This window comes from Shewanella decolorationis, assembly GCF_004354305.1.
GTDB classification, from domain to species: Bacteria; Pseudomonadota; Gammaproteobacteria; order Enterobacterales; family Shewanellaceae; genus Shewanella; species Shewanella decolorationis.
Genome location: NZ_CP037898.1, coordinates 2,786,442 through 2,801,959, shown reverse-complemented (window position 1 = coordinate 2,801,959; position 15,518 = coordinate 2,786,442). Strand labels below are relative to the sequence as shown.

Here is a 15,518-nt window from a genome sequence, read left to right as displayed (position 1 = left end):
CCTGTGGTAGCCTAGGTCTGTGGAGAGTCGGTTGCTCCAAGCCCTTGGCGCAACTGGCTTTGAGCTGTATCCAGTTTTATTTCTTTGGTTTTCGAACTCAGCTTGAACTTTGAATTCAAGCTTGTTATAAAAGCCTCCGCAGACCGCTCTAGAGACGGATTTGGTTGCGGCGCAAAAAAATTACATTCAAGGGGATGACATGAACAAATCTGAACTAATCGAGAAAATCGCTTCTGGTGCTGACATTTCTAAAGCCGCTGCTGGCCGTGCACTGGACTCTTTTATCGCTGCTGTGACTGAAGGTCTGAAAGAAGGCGATAAAATTTCTCTTGTTGGTTTTGGTACTTTTGAAGTGCGTGAACGTGCTGAGCGTACTGGTCGCAACCCACAAACGGGTGAAGAAATCAAAATCGCAGCAGCAAAAATTCCAGCATTCAAAGCTGGTAAAGCTCTGAAAGACGCTGTCAATTAATTTTTGATATCGTAGCCTTTGTAAGGCGTTCGTAATGATAAGCACTGTTTAAACAGTGCTTTTTACGAATTGAAAGTAATGGATTTTGAAGCACAATTTCTACCATTACTCGGGGTTTTAGCACTTACCAGTGGTAGCGTCTGAATAATCCCCATAAATTACAGAAAGGCGCATCTCAAGTTGATGCGCCTTTTTATTTTGTTAATCGCAACGAGCGAGAAATCTGATGTTAGAAAAGATCCGCGACGGTTCGCAAGGCGTGATTGCTAAAGGCATTCTCGTACTTGTGATTTTATCTTTTGCATTTGCAGGCGTGAGTAGCTATTTAGGCTCAAAATCGGACGTCCCTGCCGCAGAAGTCAACGGTGACAAAATCACTAAAGCCGAGTTAGAGCAGGCCTATCAGAGCGAACGCGCTCGTATGGAGCAACAACTGGGTGAAATGTTTGCTGCGTTATCTGCCGACGAAAGATACCTAGAAAGCATCAAGCAGAGCGTACTCGAACGTTTAGTGGCCGATAAATTGATTGACCAAGCTGCCGCCGCGATGGGGCTGCGTGTGTCTGACGAGCAAATTATCACGGCGATTAAATCAGAACCCGCTTTCCAAACCGATGGCAAATTCGATAACGACCGTTATCAAGCGATTTTGCGTCAGTTAGGCTACCAGCCACAAACTTTCAGAAGCATGATGCGTGTCGATATGACCCGTCGTCAGTTAACTGCGGCGTTAGTGGGCACTGAATTCGTATTACCTGGTGAAGCTAAGCAATTAGCTGAGCTGCAAGGTCAAACTCGCGACATTCGCTACTTAGTAGTCGATTCTGCGCCATTCCTTGCGAATGCCTCTGTGACAGACGAGCAAGTTAAAAACTACTACGACACCAACCAAGGCCAGTTTATGAGCCCTGAGAAGGTGAGCTTAGAGTATGTTGAGTTAAACGCGGCTGATTTTGCTAAAGACAGCAAAGTGACGGATGAAGAAGCTCAGGCTTACTACGATGAACACAAGACGCAATATGTGTCTAACGAGAAACGTTTAGCGGCGCACATTCTGATTGGCCCTGGCAGCGATGAAGCGGCGGCAAAAGCCAAGGCTGAAGATTTAGCTAAGCAGTTAGATAACGGTGCTGATTTTGCTGAGTTAGCCAAAGCCAATTCTGAAGATACCTTAAGTGCGGAGCAGGGCGGTAAATTAGACTGGTTTGAACCTGGTGTGATGGACCCAAGCTTTGATACCGCGCTGTTTGCCCTGCAAAAAGGTCAGCATTCTGGCGTAGTGAAAACTGATTTTGGTTTCCATATCATCAAACTGTTAGACATTCAGCCAGGTACTACCGTGCCATTTGCTGATGTCAAAACGAAGATTGTAGCTCAGCTGCAAGAGAAGAAAGCAGTCGATCAATTCTATAGCTTGCAGAGCAAACTGGCTGATACTAGCTACGAAGTGCCTGATACCTTAGCCGAAACCGCAAAAGTGGTGGGTGTTGAGATTAAGACTACGCCAATGTTCTCACGCGATGATGTGCCAGCGGCATTGAATAAGCCTGATGTGGTAAAAGCGGCGTTCTCTGACACTGTTTTACGCCAAGGCCTAAACAGTGAAGTCATCGAGCTTGAGCCAAACCATGTTGTGGTTATCCGTATGAAGGAACATCACGATGCGGGCACTATGCCATTAGCCGAAGTGAAGGCCGACATCGCTGAGCGTTTGAAGCAAGATCAAGCGAACGAAGCGGCACGTGCTAAAGCTCAAGAGCTGATGACCCAAGTTAAAGCGGGTGCGACTGATGTGACTTTAACGGCTAAGACTAAACTGGGCCGTGGCGCACAAGACGTAGATGCAGCGATTGTAGGCAAAGCCTTCCAAATGCCAACGCCGAGTGCAGCACCTGTGGTTGACACTGTTGGTTTAGCCAATGGCTACGCAGTGATTGCTCTGGATAAAGTGAACGCGGCAGAGTCTGTTAGCGATGAGTTAGTCAATGCGCTGAAACAACGCTTAAATGCACAATACAGCGAAGCGGATTACCGCGGTCTGATTGAGTCACTGAAGGCGAATGCGAAAGTTCATTACCCTGTAGAAGGTTAATGATGATAAGGGATAACTGAGCTTATCCCTTATATTGGCGAAGCAATAAAAGCTTTCGCGAAGCAAATAGTAAAGGCCAAGTGTTTACTTAATACAGATCGTTTTAAATAGTTGAACGATCTTTCAAGGGCTTCATAATCAGCCGCAACCTAAGTTGCGGCTGATTTTTTTATGTCTGAATTTTCTAAAGAGCTACTTGTTACTGCTGAATTTTGCCAATCGCAGGATATTGATGTATTCGCCAAACATGTTCCCATGGATTGGGTGGCTGAGGCTGTGCAACAACAAACTGGCAGGGCATCACTTCGAACCCGTCGTTTCCCTGCAGAGCAAGCGGTTTGGTTGGTTCTAGGCATTGGTTTGATGCGTAACCGCTCGATTCAGCAAGTCTGTGATACGCTCTCACTGGCCTTTCCCGACGCCAAGGGGGAGCTCCCNCCACTGGCGACCAGTAGNATCATCAAAGCCAAAGAAAAGTTGGGTTCAGAGCCCATGCGTTATCTGTTCAAAACAACCGCTGCACAGTGGGAAACACAGTGTGAATTTGATGAGATAGCGGGANTGAAATTGCTCAGTGTTGATGGGACGTATTTTAAGACGCATAACACTGAAGAAAACCATNACTTTGGCTTTGCACAAAGCACGGCTTNTTTTCCCTCTGTGCTGGCGGTCACCTTAATGTCTACTCGNAGCCACTGACTTTCTGATGCGGCTTTCGGGCCTGTTACCCACAGTGAAATTCACTACGCACAGCAATTGGTTGGCTCAGCTCCCGAGCATTCGCTCACGTTGTTTGACCGTGGGTTTATGTCTGCCGAATTGCTCATCAGCTGGCAAGGAAGCGGGACTAACACCCATTGGTTAACCCCGATAAAGTCTAAGACCCGCTATAGCATTATCGAGTCATTCTCAGAGTATGACCATCTGGTTGAGATGCCNGTATCACCCCAAGCTAAACAACAAGCGCCTTATCTGGGNGAGAGCTGGCAAGCCCGCCTTATCCTTATTCCATCACCCAAAGGTGATATCAAAGGGTTTATCACGTCCTGCCTATGTCCCGACACTTATCCAGTGAACGATTTGCTCAAGGTGTATTGGCAGCGATGGGAGATAGAGAGGGGTTATGGTGAGCTGAAGCAATATCAACTGGAAAATAAACCCGTCCTGCGCAGCAAGAAGAAGGATGGGGTGTATCAAGAATGATGGGGGATCTTGACGACCTACAATATTGTTCGGCTAGAGATGGCTGCCATGGCAGTGCAGCATAAAGTTGAGCCACAGAGAATAAGTTTCATTAATGCCCTGTTTTTAATCCAGGATGAGTTTGCTTGGAGCGACAGAGGGAGTCCAGGAGCGATCCCACAGCACTTAAAACGACTGAGGGAAAATGGCAAAAGGTTGATTTTACCCCCGAAGAGGAAGCGGCCCAGCTACCCGCGTGTGGTGCTAAAGAAAACGGTGAAATATCCAAGTAAAAATGCCACTCGCTCTTAAGCGAGTGGCATTAACACTGAGTTCGCCTTTTTTGCTTTTAATTCCGATAATTCCGAACACTTTCGCCAGTGATTGAGTTACTCGCCGACACTGTCGCCATTTAAGTACACAGTATCAGTGACAGGTTCAAACCAATCGACCGCTTTCCCCTCAAGCGCCTCTTGAACGGCCACATGCTGCATTGAGGATGATGCCGTTGCACCATGCCAATGACGCTTACCACAATTACACCAAATCAAATCCCCTGGGCGAATTGTAGTGCGCTCCCCCCCTTCACACTTGGTCCAACCTTCGCCTTGGGTAACCAATAGCATTTGCCCGAGTGGATGGCTATGCCAATGGGTTCGCGCGCCCGCTGAAAAGTTCACTACGGCCATACCCACCCGCGCTGGTGGCGGCGCATTAAATAAGCTGCTGATCACCACCTCGCCGGTAAACCATTCACTCGGTCCCTTAATCGGTTGTTGTGTTCCTGCGGGGATCAGTGTCATAGATGCGGTTTCTAAGGTATTCATTAAAAACTCCTTTGCTGACGTTGTCTTAAGCTGATTTAAAAGTGATGGCGGCATGGGGAATGGTCCGCAAACCGCCCTTTTAACAAATGAAATAACCTTCTTAAGCCTAGAAGGAAGATGCCTGCATATCGATCACAAATCGGTAATGCACGTCGGATTTCTCCAGCCGTTCGAAGGCTTCATTAATCTGCTCCATTGTGATCATCTCGACCTCTGGCAAAATGTTCATCCGGCCGCAGAAATCGAGCATCTCTTGGGTCTCGGCAATGCCACCAATAAGTGAGGCGGCAATGCGGCGACGTCCCATCACCATAGGCACAGTATTCACTTCGGCAATCGGCCCCACTTGACCGACTAAGGTGAGCGTGCCATCCACATTCAGTAACGGCAGGTACGGGGTAATGTCATGCTTTGTTGGCACTGTATCGATGATAAGCTCGAAGCGATTAGCGGCTTGCTGCATGCGCTCAAGATCTGAAGAGATCAAAAAGTCACCCGCACCGAGTTCGAGCGCATCGCTGCGCTTATTTTCCGAGCGGCTTAGCACAGTGACATGGGCGCCCATCGCGGCCGCAAGTTTGATCGCCATATGACCTAAACCGCCCATACCAATGACCGCAACTTGACTGCCAGGCCCAACGTTCCAGGTTCTTAAGGGAGAATAGGTAGTGATCCCTGCACAGAGTAAGGGCGCGACTTTAGCAAGGTCGAGCGATGCTGGAATACTCAGCACAAACTCTTGGCGCACGACGATATGCTTGGCATAGCCGCCCTTGGTAAGCTCTTGGGTGTGCCTATCGGCACTGTTGTAGGTTTGGGTAAAACCCTGCTCACAAAACTGCTCTTCACCGTGATGACAGTGGGTACATTCCTGACAACTGTCGACCATACAGCCCACAGCGACATGATCGCCCACTTTGTATTTGTTAACTTGGCTGCCCACTTGCACCACGCGGCCAACGATTTCATGGCCTGGCACTGTGGGATACACCGTCCAACCCCAGTCGTTTTTCACTGTGTGTAAATCGCTATGGCAGACACCGCTATAGAGAATTTCGATAGCGACATCGTTGTCGCGTAATTCACGGCACTCATAGTGATAAGGTTCTAGCGGGCTTTGCGCCGACGCTGCGGCATATCCAATGGTTTGCATATTTCATCCCCTGTGGATTGAGGCAGAAACGTAAAATGACACGCCTCTGCGAGAAATCATCAAGGCCAGCAAAAGCGCTGGCCCGTGAGCTAAATTACAAATACTGAGTGAAAAATTGCGTCAACTTATCGAAGGGGATCAGCTTCACTCTGTCGTACAAGTCAACATGGCCAGCACCTTTTACCAGATAGAGCTCTTTAGGCTCTGCTGCTAGGCTGTAGGCTTCTTGGCTAAACTCCAGTGAGTGCGCTTCATCGCCAGCAACAAATAACAAGGGGCGCGGAGAAATAGACTCAATATCGTTAAATGGGTAGAAATTCATAAACTTAATGTTACTGCTCAGGGTAGGATGCGTCGTCAGCTCAGGCGATGATCCCACTGGTGTAAACTCTCCCCTTGGGGTGCGATAGAAGTCATAAAACTCCTTGGCAATGGGGTGAGAGTTTTCATCGATTTCATGGGGTGTGCCGCCGGTGTATTGGGTTTGACCACCGCTAAACTCCACATAACGCTGCGCGGCCGCCTCGGCGATCATTTGTTTGCGCTGCGCTAAGGTCAACGACTTACCATACAGATGACGGCTAAATCCGCCCATGTCATACATGCTGACGGTGGCAATGGCTTTCATGCGTGGATCAATTTTCGCGGCGCTAATGGCAAAACCACCGCTACCACAGATCCCGAGTACGCCTATGCGCTCCCTGTCGGCAAACTCGCTGGTGCCCAGAAAGTCTACCGCGGCACTAAAGTCTTCGGCGTACATGTCCGGCAGCACGGCATTACGGGGATTGCCCTCACTCTCCCCCCCAGAAGGATAAGTCGATGGCGAGGGTTACAAAGCCGCGTTCGGCCAGTTGCTGGGCATAGAGCACCGCACTTTGTTCTTTTACCGCGCCCATAGGGTGGCCCACGATAATGGCGGCGCGTTTTTCGCCCGCCTTCATATCCTTAGGCAAATACAGATTGCCCGTAACATTCATCTTGTATTGGTTTGGAAAAGTGACTTTTTGCATACTCAGGGTTTCACTCCGATAAAAATTGTTAGCACCATGGGATAAATCACCTTGATGGCCCGATGTTGCCGCTAAGGCCGGCAAGCTTGTATTGACTAACCATGCCGAGATCAACAATGCCGCCAAAGACAATGCACCGTTCGATGTTTTCATATTCAATCCTTAATGGGGAATAGAGGTGTCACTTAGGCGATATACGTTAAATGCCATGGCAACTCATGCTGAAATTGTCGACAAAACGACCAAGACATTGAAGCCACGAAACTCGTGGTTACTTGCCTAAAACTCCGAAAATGCGGAAATCATGCTGTGAGAGGTGAGGAAATCGATGCCGGACAGCGCTGCAATGTCGCGTTCGGCTTTATTTATCCCGTTAACACGGATAAAAATGAGGCAAATCAAGCGAACAAAAAGGCCAACGGGGAGTCGTTGGCCTAAGCGTTTATCGAATTTTGAATCTATGGCGAGTAGCAGCGCCAACAGGCTTAGCAGACTATAACGCCACTCGGCTCATCTGGGTTTGGTGATAACGCAACCGAGCGATGGACAAGGCGATTAATGCAAGCAGTGTTAATGACCCCATCACTACCCCCTGCCATTCTGCTTTATGCCAAAACAACATCAGGTAAGGCCCGCCCAACGCTGCGCCTAAGTAATAACAACACAGATACAGCGAAGTCGCCTTAGCGCGGTCGCGACTCGCGCGCATCGCCACAAAGGAGTTACAGCAGCTGTGGGTTAAGAAGAAGCCACAGGCCGTCATCAAAAAGCCCAGACAAATCGTGAAAGTGGTATCGAACAGGGTCAATAAACTGCCCAGTAACATCAAGCACCAAGACCATTGATATAACTTGTGCTGACCAAATTTTGCCAGCCACTTGGCAGTAAAATAGGAGGCCACTGTGCCACTGGAATAACATAGGAAAATCAACGTCGCTTGGAAACGGCTCCACTCGTAGGGCGCGGCCATCAAATGCAACTGAATAAAGCTAAATTGATTCACCATCATCATAAAAGTGATGCCACCGATGGCATAGGCTAAACGCATTTGCGGATCGGTTAGGTGATGGCTAAAGCCATAAACATCCTGTAATAAACGTGCCCGTTTTGAGAGTGTTGGCGAGGTAGTTTGTCCGCCAGAGACCGCCTGCGCATCGGCGCTAGAAGGCAATAAATAACTGGTTAAGGCAACGCCCGCAAGCGTGACTAAAAACAGCAACCACATGGACTCTTGCCAAGATAAAAACTGCGACATAACCCCGCCGAGTAACCGGCCGACAATCCCACCGATACTGTTGGCCATAATGTAAATGCCCGCGGCTTTGAGCATAGTGCTTGGCGAGATTTGCTCCTTAAAATAGGCCATGGCAATAGCGGGCACCGCTGCTAACAGCACGCCCTGTAGAAAGCGCACGTAGACAAGTGCATTAAAATCCCCTGCCCAAATCAACAGCAGATTCGACAGCGCCAGTAGCCAGAGACTCACCACAATCGGCGTATGGCGGCCAATTCTGTCGGACACGACCGCATAAATTAATAGGGAAAACGCCAGCGAAAAGCTGGTGACCGAGAGGATAAGGGTTGCCTTAGAGCCAGATACCGCAAAATGCTCGGCGATCAGCGGTAACATGCCCTGCATCAAATACAGATTGATATACACCACCACGGAAGCCACACACAGGGCCCACATCAGTCGGGTATCACGTTGTTTACTGTCGATAATAGTGTCTAACACGGCTTGCACTTTTGGCCTCGATAACGCATCACTCTCAGGATAGACAAAGATTAGCACTGGGCATAACATAACAATAATAGATAATTTATATTGAAATTATTGATTTTTGTTATAGCCAACAGTTGCGATACACCCTGTTATCGGCCAAGCAATGCGATATACGACAGTACAGGGTTGTAGCGCCTGATTAACCCTTAGAGCACAGTGCTCTCGAGCATAGATACGATCCAGCATAAAAGATGAATCATCATGGACATACGCCAACTTAAACATTTAGATGCACTGGCCAATACCGGCAGTTTTACCGCCGCGGCCAAGAAGCTCAATATGGCGCAACCAGCCCTAAGCCAAAGCATTAAACGGCTCGAGCAGTCGCTTGGGGTGACACTGATTAATCGCACCAGCAATAAGAATGACAAGCACCTCGCGCTCACCGCCGAAGGCTTAGTGCTGCATCAACATGCCACTTTGATCCTAAAACAAATCAAACAGGCCGAAGCGCAAATCCGCGCCATGGCGAATCTCACCTCAGGGGAAGTTAGGATCGCGGTGCCGGGCATGCTGGGCTCCTTCTATCTGCCCTCTCGACTTATGGCGTTTCGCCATCAATATCCCGAGCTAAAGCTGTCACTGTTTGAAGGCGGTACCCGTGACGCGCTGCGGATGCTACAGCAGGAAGAAGTGGATATCGCCATCATTACCGCCCAAGATTTACAGAGTGACTTCGATAGCCAATTGTTGATCCGTGAGCAGATGGTGATCGCCATGGGCGCCGAGCACCCGCTCGCCGATCATCCGGCCGTCAGCCTCAACGACTTCTTTGACCATGAATTAGTGATGTTTAAAACCGGCTATTTCCACCGGGAATGGATCCTCTCCCAAGCCAAAGAACTGGGTAAAAAGCCCAATATCGCCTTTGAGACTAACCTGATTAACTTAATTAAACAGATTGTCTCCCAGGGGTTTGGGATCACCAGCGTGCTCGAAATGGCCATTAGTCCAAAAGACGATATTCTCGCCAAGCCTTTTGACCCACCAGTGTTTTTAAATCTGCATATTGCGTGGAAAAAGCAGCGCCCCGTCAGCCAAGCAGACCGCGCCTTTGTGGAGTTTTTAATGAAAAACCGCTAACAGACGTACACAATAGAAAGGGCCGATTCTCGGCCCTTTTAATGCGTCACCTAATAATTAAGGTGAAATAGCTTAACTCATAATAAGTTAGCGCTGTTTACGGCGACCAAAGGCAAATGGCAGCAGTAATAAACTTAACCAGCCAAGAGCACCACCGTCATCCTTCTTCGGCGGAGTATCGGTAATAGAGACAGACACTAAGCTCGAATCGCTATTGCCGTGGTTATCGGATACCGTCAGTTGGAATGAAACTGTTTGCGCCGCGCCATCCACATTAGGTGCCACTAAGTTTAACTTGGCTGCGGCGGGGTCAAAATTAAAGCTCGTGCCGCCTAACTGAGTCCATTTGTAGGTCAGCGGGTCATTGTTCGCATCCGATGATTTACTCGCATCGATAAACAGCGGCTTACCTTCTTGGACTGCGGTTGGCGCTTCAACCTTAGCCACAGGCGCCACTTCAGCAACATCAAACTGATAGCTCTGAGTCAAGGTTTCTGACGACGCGTTATTGACCTTGTTCGACAGGCTTAACTCATTATCAACACCCGCCTTACGTGGAACCAGCTCAAAACTGATGTCTTTCGCTTCAGCGCCCGATGGCATCTCGACCGTCCAAGTGATCTTACTGCCATCTTGCTTACCGTCATGGCTGATGTTAGCCACTTCATGACCTTCAGGCAGCATAGCTTCTAAGTTATATACGCGTGTTTCTTGAGTTTTGTTGGCTTCTATACGGGTTTTCATCACCTTAGCCACGCCCGGTGTTAACTGACCGCTCAGCATATTCCCTAGAGGCGACAGCACATCATCACCAACACGTTCAAAGACGACGGGGAGCTTCACTGGTGCCACTTTGTCATCGCCCGTGGTAAGAGTCAGCATGGCTAAGCCATCGTCACCCACTTTAAGCGCATCCTTCCACGCTAGCTTAATGTCAAAGTCCTTAATATCGCCAGAAAGCGTCGCCGTAAAATTATCCCCTGCGGCTTCATCGTTATAGAAGGTCAATTGCTTTAACCCAAACACATCATCAGCCGTTGCTGATGAGGCGCTGTAGTTTTGCACAATCACATAGTAAGTGCCTTTAGCAGGATTGTTGAGTAAGACACTTTCCTCAGAACCGTCTTTCGCCGATGACCCCACTCGCGCAAGTTTGCTACCATCGTTTTTGTCGAGTAGTACATACATATCGAGATCAGGGGATGTGGTGTAGCTAATCGATGCACGGAAAAAGCGCGCATTATCATTAACATCAAATTTAAAGACTTTGACGCCATCCTCAAGATCATCTGTATATGAAGCATTATTCGAGTCTTGCTTCACGCTTGACTCAATGGTTTGGCTTAGTTTGAGGCCCGTCACTTCGGCGCCAACGCTAGCAAAATCCACCGCCTTTAAGCCTTCAAGAGTGATCTCATCCGCATTACGAGTCGCTTGAATGCTCACCAAGTTTGGCAGGTTACGCTTACCAATCTTAGCGGCAATCGGCATAGTCGCTGTCGGGAAGCTGGTCGACTCAAGCACTAAGTTACCAAAGCCCCAATCGGCGCCCACTTGTGTTACATCGGCGGTCACGGTAATAGTTTGGCTCGCACCTTTTTTCAGGGTAAAGCTTTCAGGCGATACCGTTACTGCTAACTTATCGGTCACCGCTTGGCCCTTCGCCATCCAGCTACCATCTTGGGTTGCGGTTACGGTACGGGTCCAAGTACAGGTATTGACACAACGAGAATCAGCCATACTAGGCACGTTGAGCTTACGAGGATCGCCGTTCAATAAGGGATTTGCAATTTCATAGTTCAGGGCACTTTCGTCCATCACTAAGCCGGTTTTAGCCGCTAAATCGACACGAATACGGCCAGCGCCCACATCGAACGGATCGGCAACAGTTTTAGCATCGGCTTTTTTCATCGCCTGTGCGGTCGTTGCGGTCAGCATTAATGCGGAGCGGATATTGTCCGGCGTCCAATCCTTGTGCAGTGACTTTAACAACGCGCCCGCACCCGCAACATGGGGGCTTGCCATGGATGTACCCGACATTAGAGTAAAGTCGGCTGGATCTGTACCCGATTTATCATGGCCAAATTGTTGATCAGCATAAGCTGCGTAAATATCCGAACCCGGAGCGGCCACCGACGGCACTATCACATCATTGGTCGCATTTGGACCAATCAACGAGCTTTTAGAAAGAACATCAGCTTCACGTTCAACAACCTTAGGAGCGATACCAATGGTAAGCTGTTGATTTGGATTAGTTTCCAAACTATTAACAAGTTCAATACCATCTAGATTGCTGATCAAAATAGAAGGGACATTGAGGTCTGCTAAACCTGTCATCGTAAAATCAATATCCTTACCTTCACCGTCTCTATTAAAGATGATGACTCCCTTCGCTCCCGCAGCTAATGCCCCTGCAACTTTCACAGAAAAAGCACATGTGCCCCGCTTTATTACCGCAATCTTGTCTTTGAAAGCATCAGCCGCAAAAGCATTACAGCCTTCAAAATTATTAGCATCAAGTGCGCCTGCATATACTACTGGACCAGTAACAGACTCAACAATCGCAGGGCCATCACCTAATGTATAAAGATAATTTTTCCCATTAAATTCAACAGTTGGTTTAATAGTTCGACCATGTGTCGAATTAGCCACAGAGGTATACCATGGAGCATTTTTGGGAGTCGAATAAGGTGATTGGGTGATTGCGGCACTGGTTGCGGTCGCTGGACGAGTATTCCCAGCTGCGACTGCAGCAAAAATACCTGCATTACGTGCCGCTAAAAAACCCTGTTCAGTGGCACTATTCCAGGGATTACCACCGCCACTGATGGAAAAGTTAATCACGTCAACGCCATCTTTAATCGCATCATCAATGGCTTTAAGGATAGGCACAGTCGGGCAACCCGAATACTTGTCACCCGCATCCCCAGGCTTACAAATTTGGTAAGCGATAATATTAGCGTGGGGCGCGACACCTGAAATCTGTGCAAACTTAATATCTGTAGGGATACCTGAACCTTCTAATTTGCCCTTCTCTCCTTGAACATAAGGCACATCAAGCAAGATATTCCCTGCCGCGGTGCTGGCCACGTGCGAGCCATGGCCACCGTAGTCTTCACCATTTTTAGCGGGGGGCGTCGCACCAAAAATCTTTTCGTCGTCATAGATATCGGTGATTTCAGGGTAACTACGCACACCAATCAGCTTATCGTTACACATGCTGGCAAAATCGGTTTTACAATCACCAATATAAATCCCTTGTCCTAAGGGGTTTGTATGGTCATAACCATCACCACCAATATCGGCAAACGAGGCATGATCAGAGTTAATACCCGAGTCGATGATCGCGACTATCACACCCTCACCCATGGCCTTGGTGCCAGTAGCACTACCGTCCCACACCTTTGGGGAGCCGATCAGTGCCTGACTCACATCGGTCTCAAGCTGTTCGATACGCTCACGCTCGATATAAATAACCTCAGGTAACTCAGCCATTTTTATCGCTTGCGCCTGCGTCATACGCACTGCGATACCATTGAGTGCATATTGATAGGACGTTAATGGCTCCAGCTGCGTACCAATAGCAGCACTGGCACTTGTTAAAAAGCGTTCTTGTTTGACCTTAAGGAAACTAACGTAGTTTTTCACCTCAGGAGCCGCGGCGTTAAGTTTAACATTGCCTGTCTTACCGTTGCCTTTTGCCTGTGAGGTCGACTGTACATGTTGTGGGCTAGTTGCTTTGAAGCCAGGAATATCCCCTTGATAATTCGCGACAGCACTGTCACGCAAGCGAACAATATAAGTATGCTCACCTTCGGCAAACTCTGGCTCAGGAATAAATTTTACATCTTGGTTGTTAACCGCGGTTAATTGACCTCGAGTCGAATCATTTAATAATTCGGCAGGAATATCTAACTGAATTGTTTCACCCGTTGGAGATAATACTGTCTGCGCATTTGCTGCAGATGACAGCAGTGCCATAGACACTGCTAATGCAATTTTTGTTTTCATTCTCGCTTCCTTCGCTAAACATAATTTTTCTACAAAGTTCAATTTTTAATATTTATTCAGCACGGAGACATAATAAAATGCCCGCACCAAGTGAACTTTACAGCAGCGTTTTAACACGGGATGATACACATTGAAACAGATAATTAACGGTACAATTATCTGTAAAAACAACTATTAAGAACATCGTACCTAATAGATTTGAATAAAATATACATTAACAGAATGCGTAACTAGTTAAAAAATATGGACGCAAATTTAGCAAATACTTAAAAACAAAAATAAAAACAAAAAATCCGCTAAAAATGTGCATAAATCTAAAGCGCGCTAAACAGCATGACTAACCATAAATATCCATCAATTTAATATGAAATTATTTCACCTAATTATTATTTTTTAACAATTTCAAATCAAAAATTTATGCAGAATAAGCTTGTACTTTATGCATTACGGAATGAAATACTTTTTGGAGTAACAAGGTCAACGGCAAAAAATAGCAACAAAAAAGGGGAATAATTCCCCTTTTAACTAAATCTTGATTGATAAGATGGTAAGACTTAAATAACGGTCCCCATTACTGCTCGACTCTAACCGCTTTCATCAGTACTTCAGTGGTGTATTTACCATTATTAATCACAGGGAATCGGTCATAGGTCTGAAAAATCACCTTGTCTTGATACTTGATCATAGCCACTACGCCGTAATTAATACGTTTGTCGATTGATTGTGCCGGTAATAAAAACTTAAACGGCACTGGTGCCCGAGCGATATTAAAGCTCTTTTGGGCAATGATGACGCCGGGAGTGTTCAAATCGATAATCGCAATGGTAATTTCACTGCCTTGGGGCAGGAGAATTTTCTCCAAATAGCCCGCGGCTCCATTCACCACCACCGGAGGATCGGGTTGAACCGTCACACAGCCACTTAAGGCAAATGTCATCAGTAAGAATGAAAGAAACAACTTTATTTTTATCAACATATTAACTTCCTTTTACCATACGGATCAGCCCCTCTTGGGTCGTCGATGCGACAAGCTCACCCTGCTGATTAAAAAATTGGCCTCGTACGTAACCCCGTCCACCGCTGGCGGTTGGGCTGTCGATACTATAAAGCAACCATTCTCCCATATTAATCGGGCGATGGAACCACATCGCATGATCGATTGTTGCCATGCGGATCCCCGGCGTTAAAAACGACACTCCATGGGGCTGAGCCGCCGTGACTAAAAAGTTAAAGTCAGAGGCGTAGGCCAGCAAATATTCGTGAATATGGGTATCCGTTGGCATTGGGCCATTCGCTCTTAGCCACACATAGCGATAGGGTTCAGTTTCTTTGGGCGCGAAGGGATGCAAGGGATTGACTAACCGCATCTCAATCGGCGCGTCTTCCATAAACTTTTCAAGAATGCGCGCGGGCACTTTATCCCTTAAGGTCATCGCCAGCTCATTTTGATTCAACAAACCTTCAGGACCCGGCACCTCAGGCATTTTGGCCTGATGGTCAAAGCCCGCCTCGGGTTCTTGGAACGAGCAGGTCATATGAAAAATCGGCCGCCCCTTTTGTATTGCGCTCACGCGTCTGGCACTGAAACTGCCGCCGTCACGCATATTCTCTACTTCATAGACTATGGGTAGCTTCTCATCCCCTGCGCGTAAAAAATAAGAGTGTAGCGAATGCACTTTACGCTCGGCAGGCACGGTTTGCTTAGCGGCGCTCAGTGCCTGGCCCATCACTTGGCCACCAAATACGTGCCCAAATCCTAAGTCTTGGCTTTGGCCACGAAACAGCCCGATTTCAATTTGCTCAAGGGATAATAATGATAAGAGATCGTCTAATACCTGACTCATAGGATCCTACTGAAAATTAGCAACTAATGCCCAAGGGTAACTCAGGTAGACTAGGGCT

General features: G+C 47.7%; 12 protein-coding genes and 1 pseudogene. 5 read left to right on the top strand and 8 right to left on the bottom strand.

What is annotated here, in order from left to right; translation table 11 throughout:
• Positions 1-184: 184 nt before the first annotated feature.
• From hupB to EYR25_RS21290, 4 genes and pseudogenes are all read left to right on the top strand, one after another.
• Entirely contained in the window at positions 185-472 is a 288-nt protein-coding gene (gene hupB, locus EYR25_RS12755) for a nucleoid-associated protein HU-beta (RefSeq protein ID WP_255211589.1), read from the top strand.
• A 226-nt stretch (positions 473-698) separates the two neighbouring features.
• Positions 699-2,564, top strand: a complete 1,866-nt coding sequence (ppiD, locus tag EYR25_RS12750) for a peptidylprolyl isomerase (RefSeq protein ID WP_133180506.1) — start codon at positions 699-701, stop codon at positions 2,562-2,564.
• 171 nt (positions 2,565-2,735) lie between these two features.
• Entirely contained in the window at positions 2,736-3,263 is a 528-nt protein-coding gene (locus tag EYR25_RS21295; protein WP_207953654.1) for a transposase domain-containing protein, read from the top strand.
• An 18-nt stretch (positions 3,264-3,281) separates the two neighbouring features.
• A pseudogene (locus EYR25_RS21290) lies at positions 3,282-3,767 on the top strand (IS4 family transposase); the annotation flags it as partial.
• Positions 3,768-4,135: 368 nt separating this feature from the next.
• Here the strand turns inward: EYR25_RS21290 and EYR25_RS12740 are convergent.
• The 5 genes from EYR25_RS12740 to EYR25_RS12725 all read right to left on the bottom strand — a co-directional run bounded on the left by EYR25_RS12740 (position 4,136) and on the right by EYR25_RS12725 (position 8,483).
• A complete protein-coding gene (locus EYR25_RS12740) occupies positions 4,136-4,573 on the bottom strand; it encodes a (R)-mandelonitrile lyase (RefSeq protein WP_133180504.1) in 438 nt (145 codons plus the stop codon).
• A gap of 106 nt (positions 4,574-4,679) precedes the next feature.
• Positions 4,680-5,726: an NAD(P)-dependent alcohol dehydrogenase gene (locus EYR25_RS12735; RefSeq protein WP_133180502.1), complete on the bottom strand. Its 1,047-nt coding sequence runs from the start codon at positions 5,724-5,726 to the stop codon at positions 4,680-4,682.
• Between the two features lie 94 nt (positions 5,727-5,820).
• Positions 5,821-6,489, bottom strand: coding sequence for an alpha/beta hydrolase (locus EYR25_RS21375; RefSeq protein WP_243729885.1), 669 nt, complete (start codon positions 6,487-6,489; stop codon positions 5,821-5,823).
• 31 nt (positions 6,490-6,520) lie between these two features.
• Positions 6,521-6,892 carry an alpha/beta hydrolase gene (locus EYR25_RS21370; RefSeq protein ID WP_243729884.1) on the bottom strand — a complete coding sequence of 124 codons (372 nt, stop codon included), beginning with the start codon at positions 6,890-6,892 and terminating at the stop codon, positions 6,521-6,523.
• A 340-nt stretch (positions 6,893-7,232) separates the two neighbouring features.
• Positions 7,233-8,483: an MFS transporter gene (locus EYR25_RS12725; RefSeq protein WP_133180500.1), complete on the bottom strand. Its 1,251-nt coding sequence runs from the start codon at positions 8,481-8,483 to the stop codon at positions 7,233-7,235.
• Positions 8,484-8,723: 240 nt separating this feature from the next.
• Here EYR25_RS12725 and EYR25_RS12720 point away from each other — a divergent pair, with 240 nt between their 5' ends.
• On the top strand, positions 8,724-9,605 hold the full coding sequence (locus tag EYR25_RS12720) for a LysR family transcriptional regulator (RefSeq protein WP_011622400.1): 882 nt from the start codon (positions 8,724-8,726) through the stop codon (positions 9,603-9,605).
• A gap of 87 nt (positions 9,606-9,692) precedes the next feature.
• On the opposite strand, the gene EYR25_RS12715 is transcribed toward EYR25_RS12720, so the two are convergent.
• From EYR25_RS12715 to tesB, 3 genes are all read right to left on the bottom strand, one after another.
• A complete protein-coding gene (locus EYR25_RS12715) occupies positions 9,693-13,616 on the bottom strand; it encodes a S8 family serine peptidase (protein WP_133180498.1) in 3,924 nt (1,307 codons plus the stop codon).
• Between the two features lie 571 nt (positions 13,617-14,187).
• On the bottom strand, positions 14,188-14,592 hold the full coding sequence (locus tag EYR25_RS12710; RefSeq protein WP_133180496.1) for a YbaY family lipoprotein: 405 nt from the start codon (positions 14,590-14,592) through the stop codon (positions 14,188-14,190).
• Position 14,593: 1 nt separating this feature from the next.
• Positions 14,594-15,460, bottom strand: coding sequence for an acyl-CoA thioesterase II (gene tesB, locus EYR25_RS12705; protein ID WP_133180494.1), 867 nt, complete (start codon positions 15,458-15,460; stop codon positions 14,594-14,596).
• Between the last annotated feature and the right edge of the window lie 58 nt (positions 15,461-15,518).

What these genes read in the sequence shown, in the direction of transcription:
- EYR25_RS12735 (WP_133180502.1), bottom strand. Translation starts at nt 5,726, where the DNA reads ATGCAAACCATTGGATATGCCGCAGCGTCGGCGCAAAGCCCGCTAGAA.
- EYR25_RS12720 (WP_011622400.1), top strand. Translation starts at nt 8,724, where the DNA reads ATGGACATACGCCAACTTAAACATTTAGATGCACTGGCCAATACCGGC.
- tesB (WP_133180494.1), bottom strand. Translation starts at nt 15,460, where the DNA reads ATGAGTCAGGTATTAGACGATCTCTTATCATTATTATCCCTTGAGCAA.
- ppiD (WP_133180506.1), top strand. Translation starts at nt 699, where the DNA reads ATGTTAGAAAAGATCCGCGACGGTTCGCAAGGCGTGATTGCTAAAGGC.
- EYR25_RS21370 (WP_243729884.1), bottom strand. Translation starts at nt 6,892, where the DNA reads ATGAAAACATCGAACGGTGCATTGTCTTTGGCGGCATTGTTGATCTCG.
- EYR25_RS12740 (WP_133180504.1), bottom strand. Translation starts at nt 4,573, where the DNA reads ATGAATACCTTAGAAACCGCATCTATGACACTGATCCCCGCAGGAACA.
- EYR25_RS12715 (WP_133180498.1), bottom strand. Translation starts at nt 13,616, where the DNA reads ATGAAAACAAAAATTGCATTAGCAGTGTCTATGGCACTGCTGTCATCT.
- EYR25_RS21375 (WP_243729885.1), bottom strand. Translation starts at nt 6,489, where the DNA reads ATGTACGCCGAAGACTTTAGTGCCGCGGTAGACTTTCTGGGCACCAGC.
- EYR25_RS12710 (WP_133180496.1), bottom strand. Translation starts at nt 14,592, where the DNA reads ATGTTGATAAAAATAAAGTTGTTTCTTTCATTCTTACTGATGACATTT.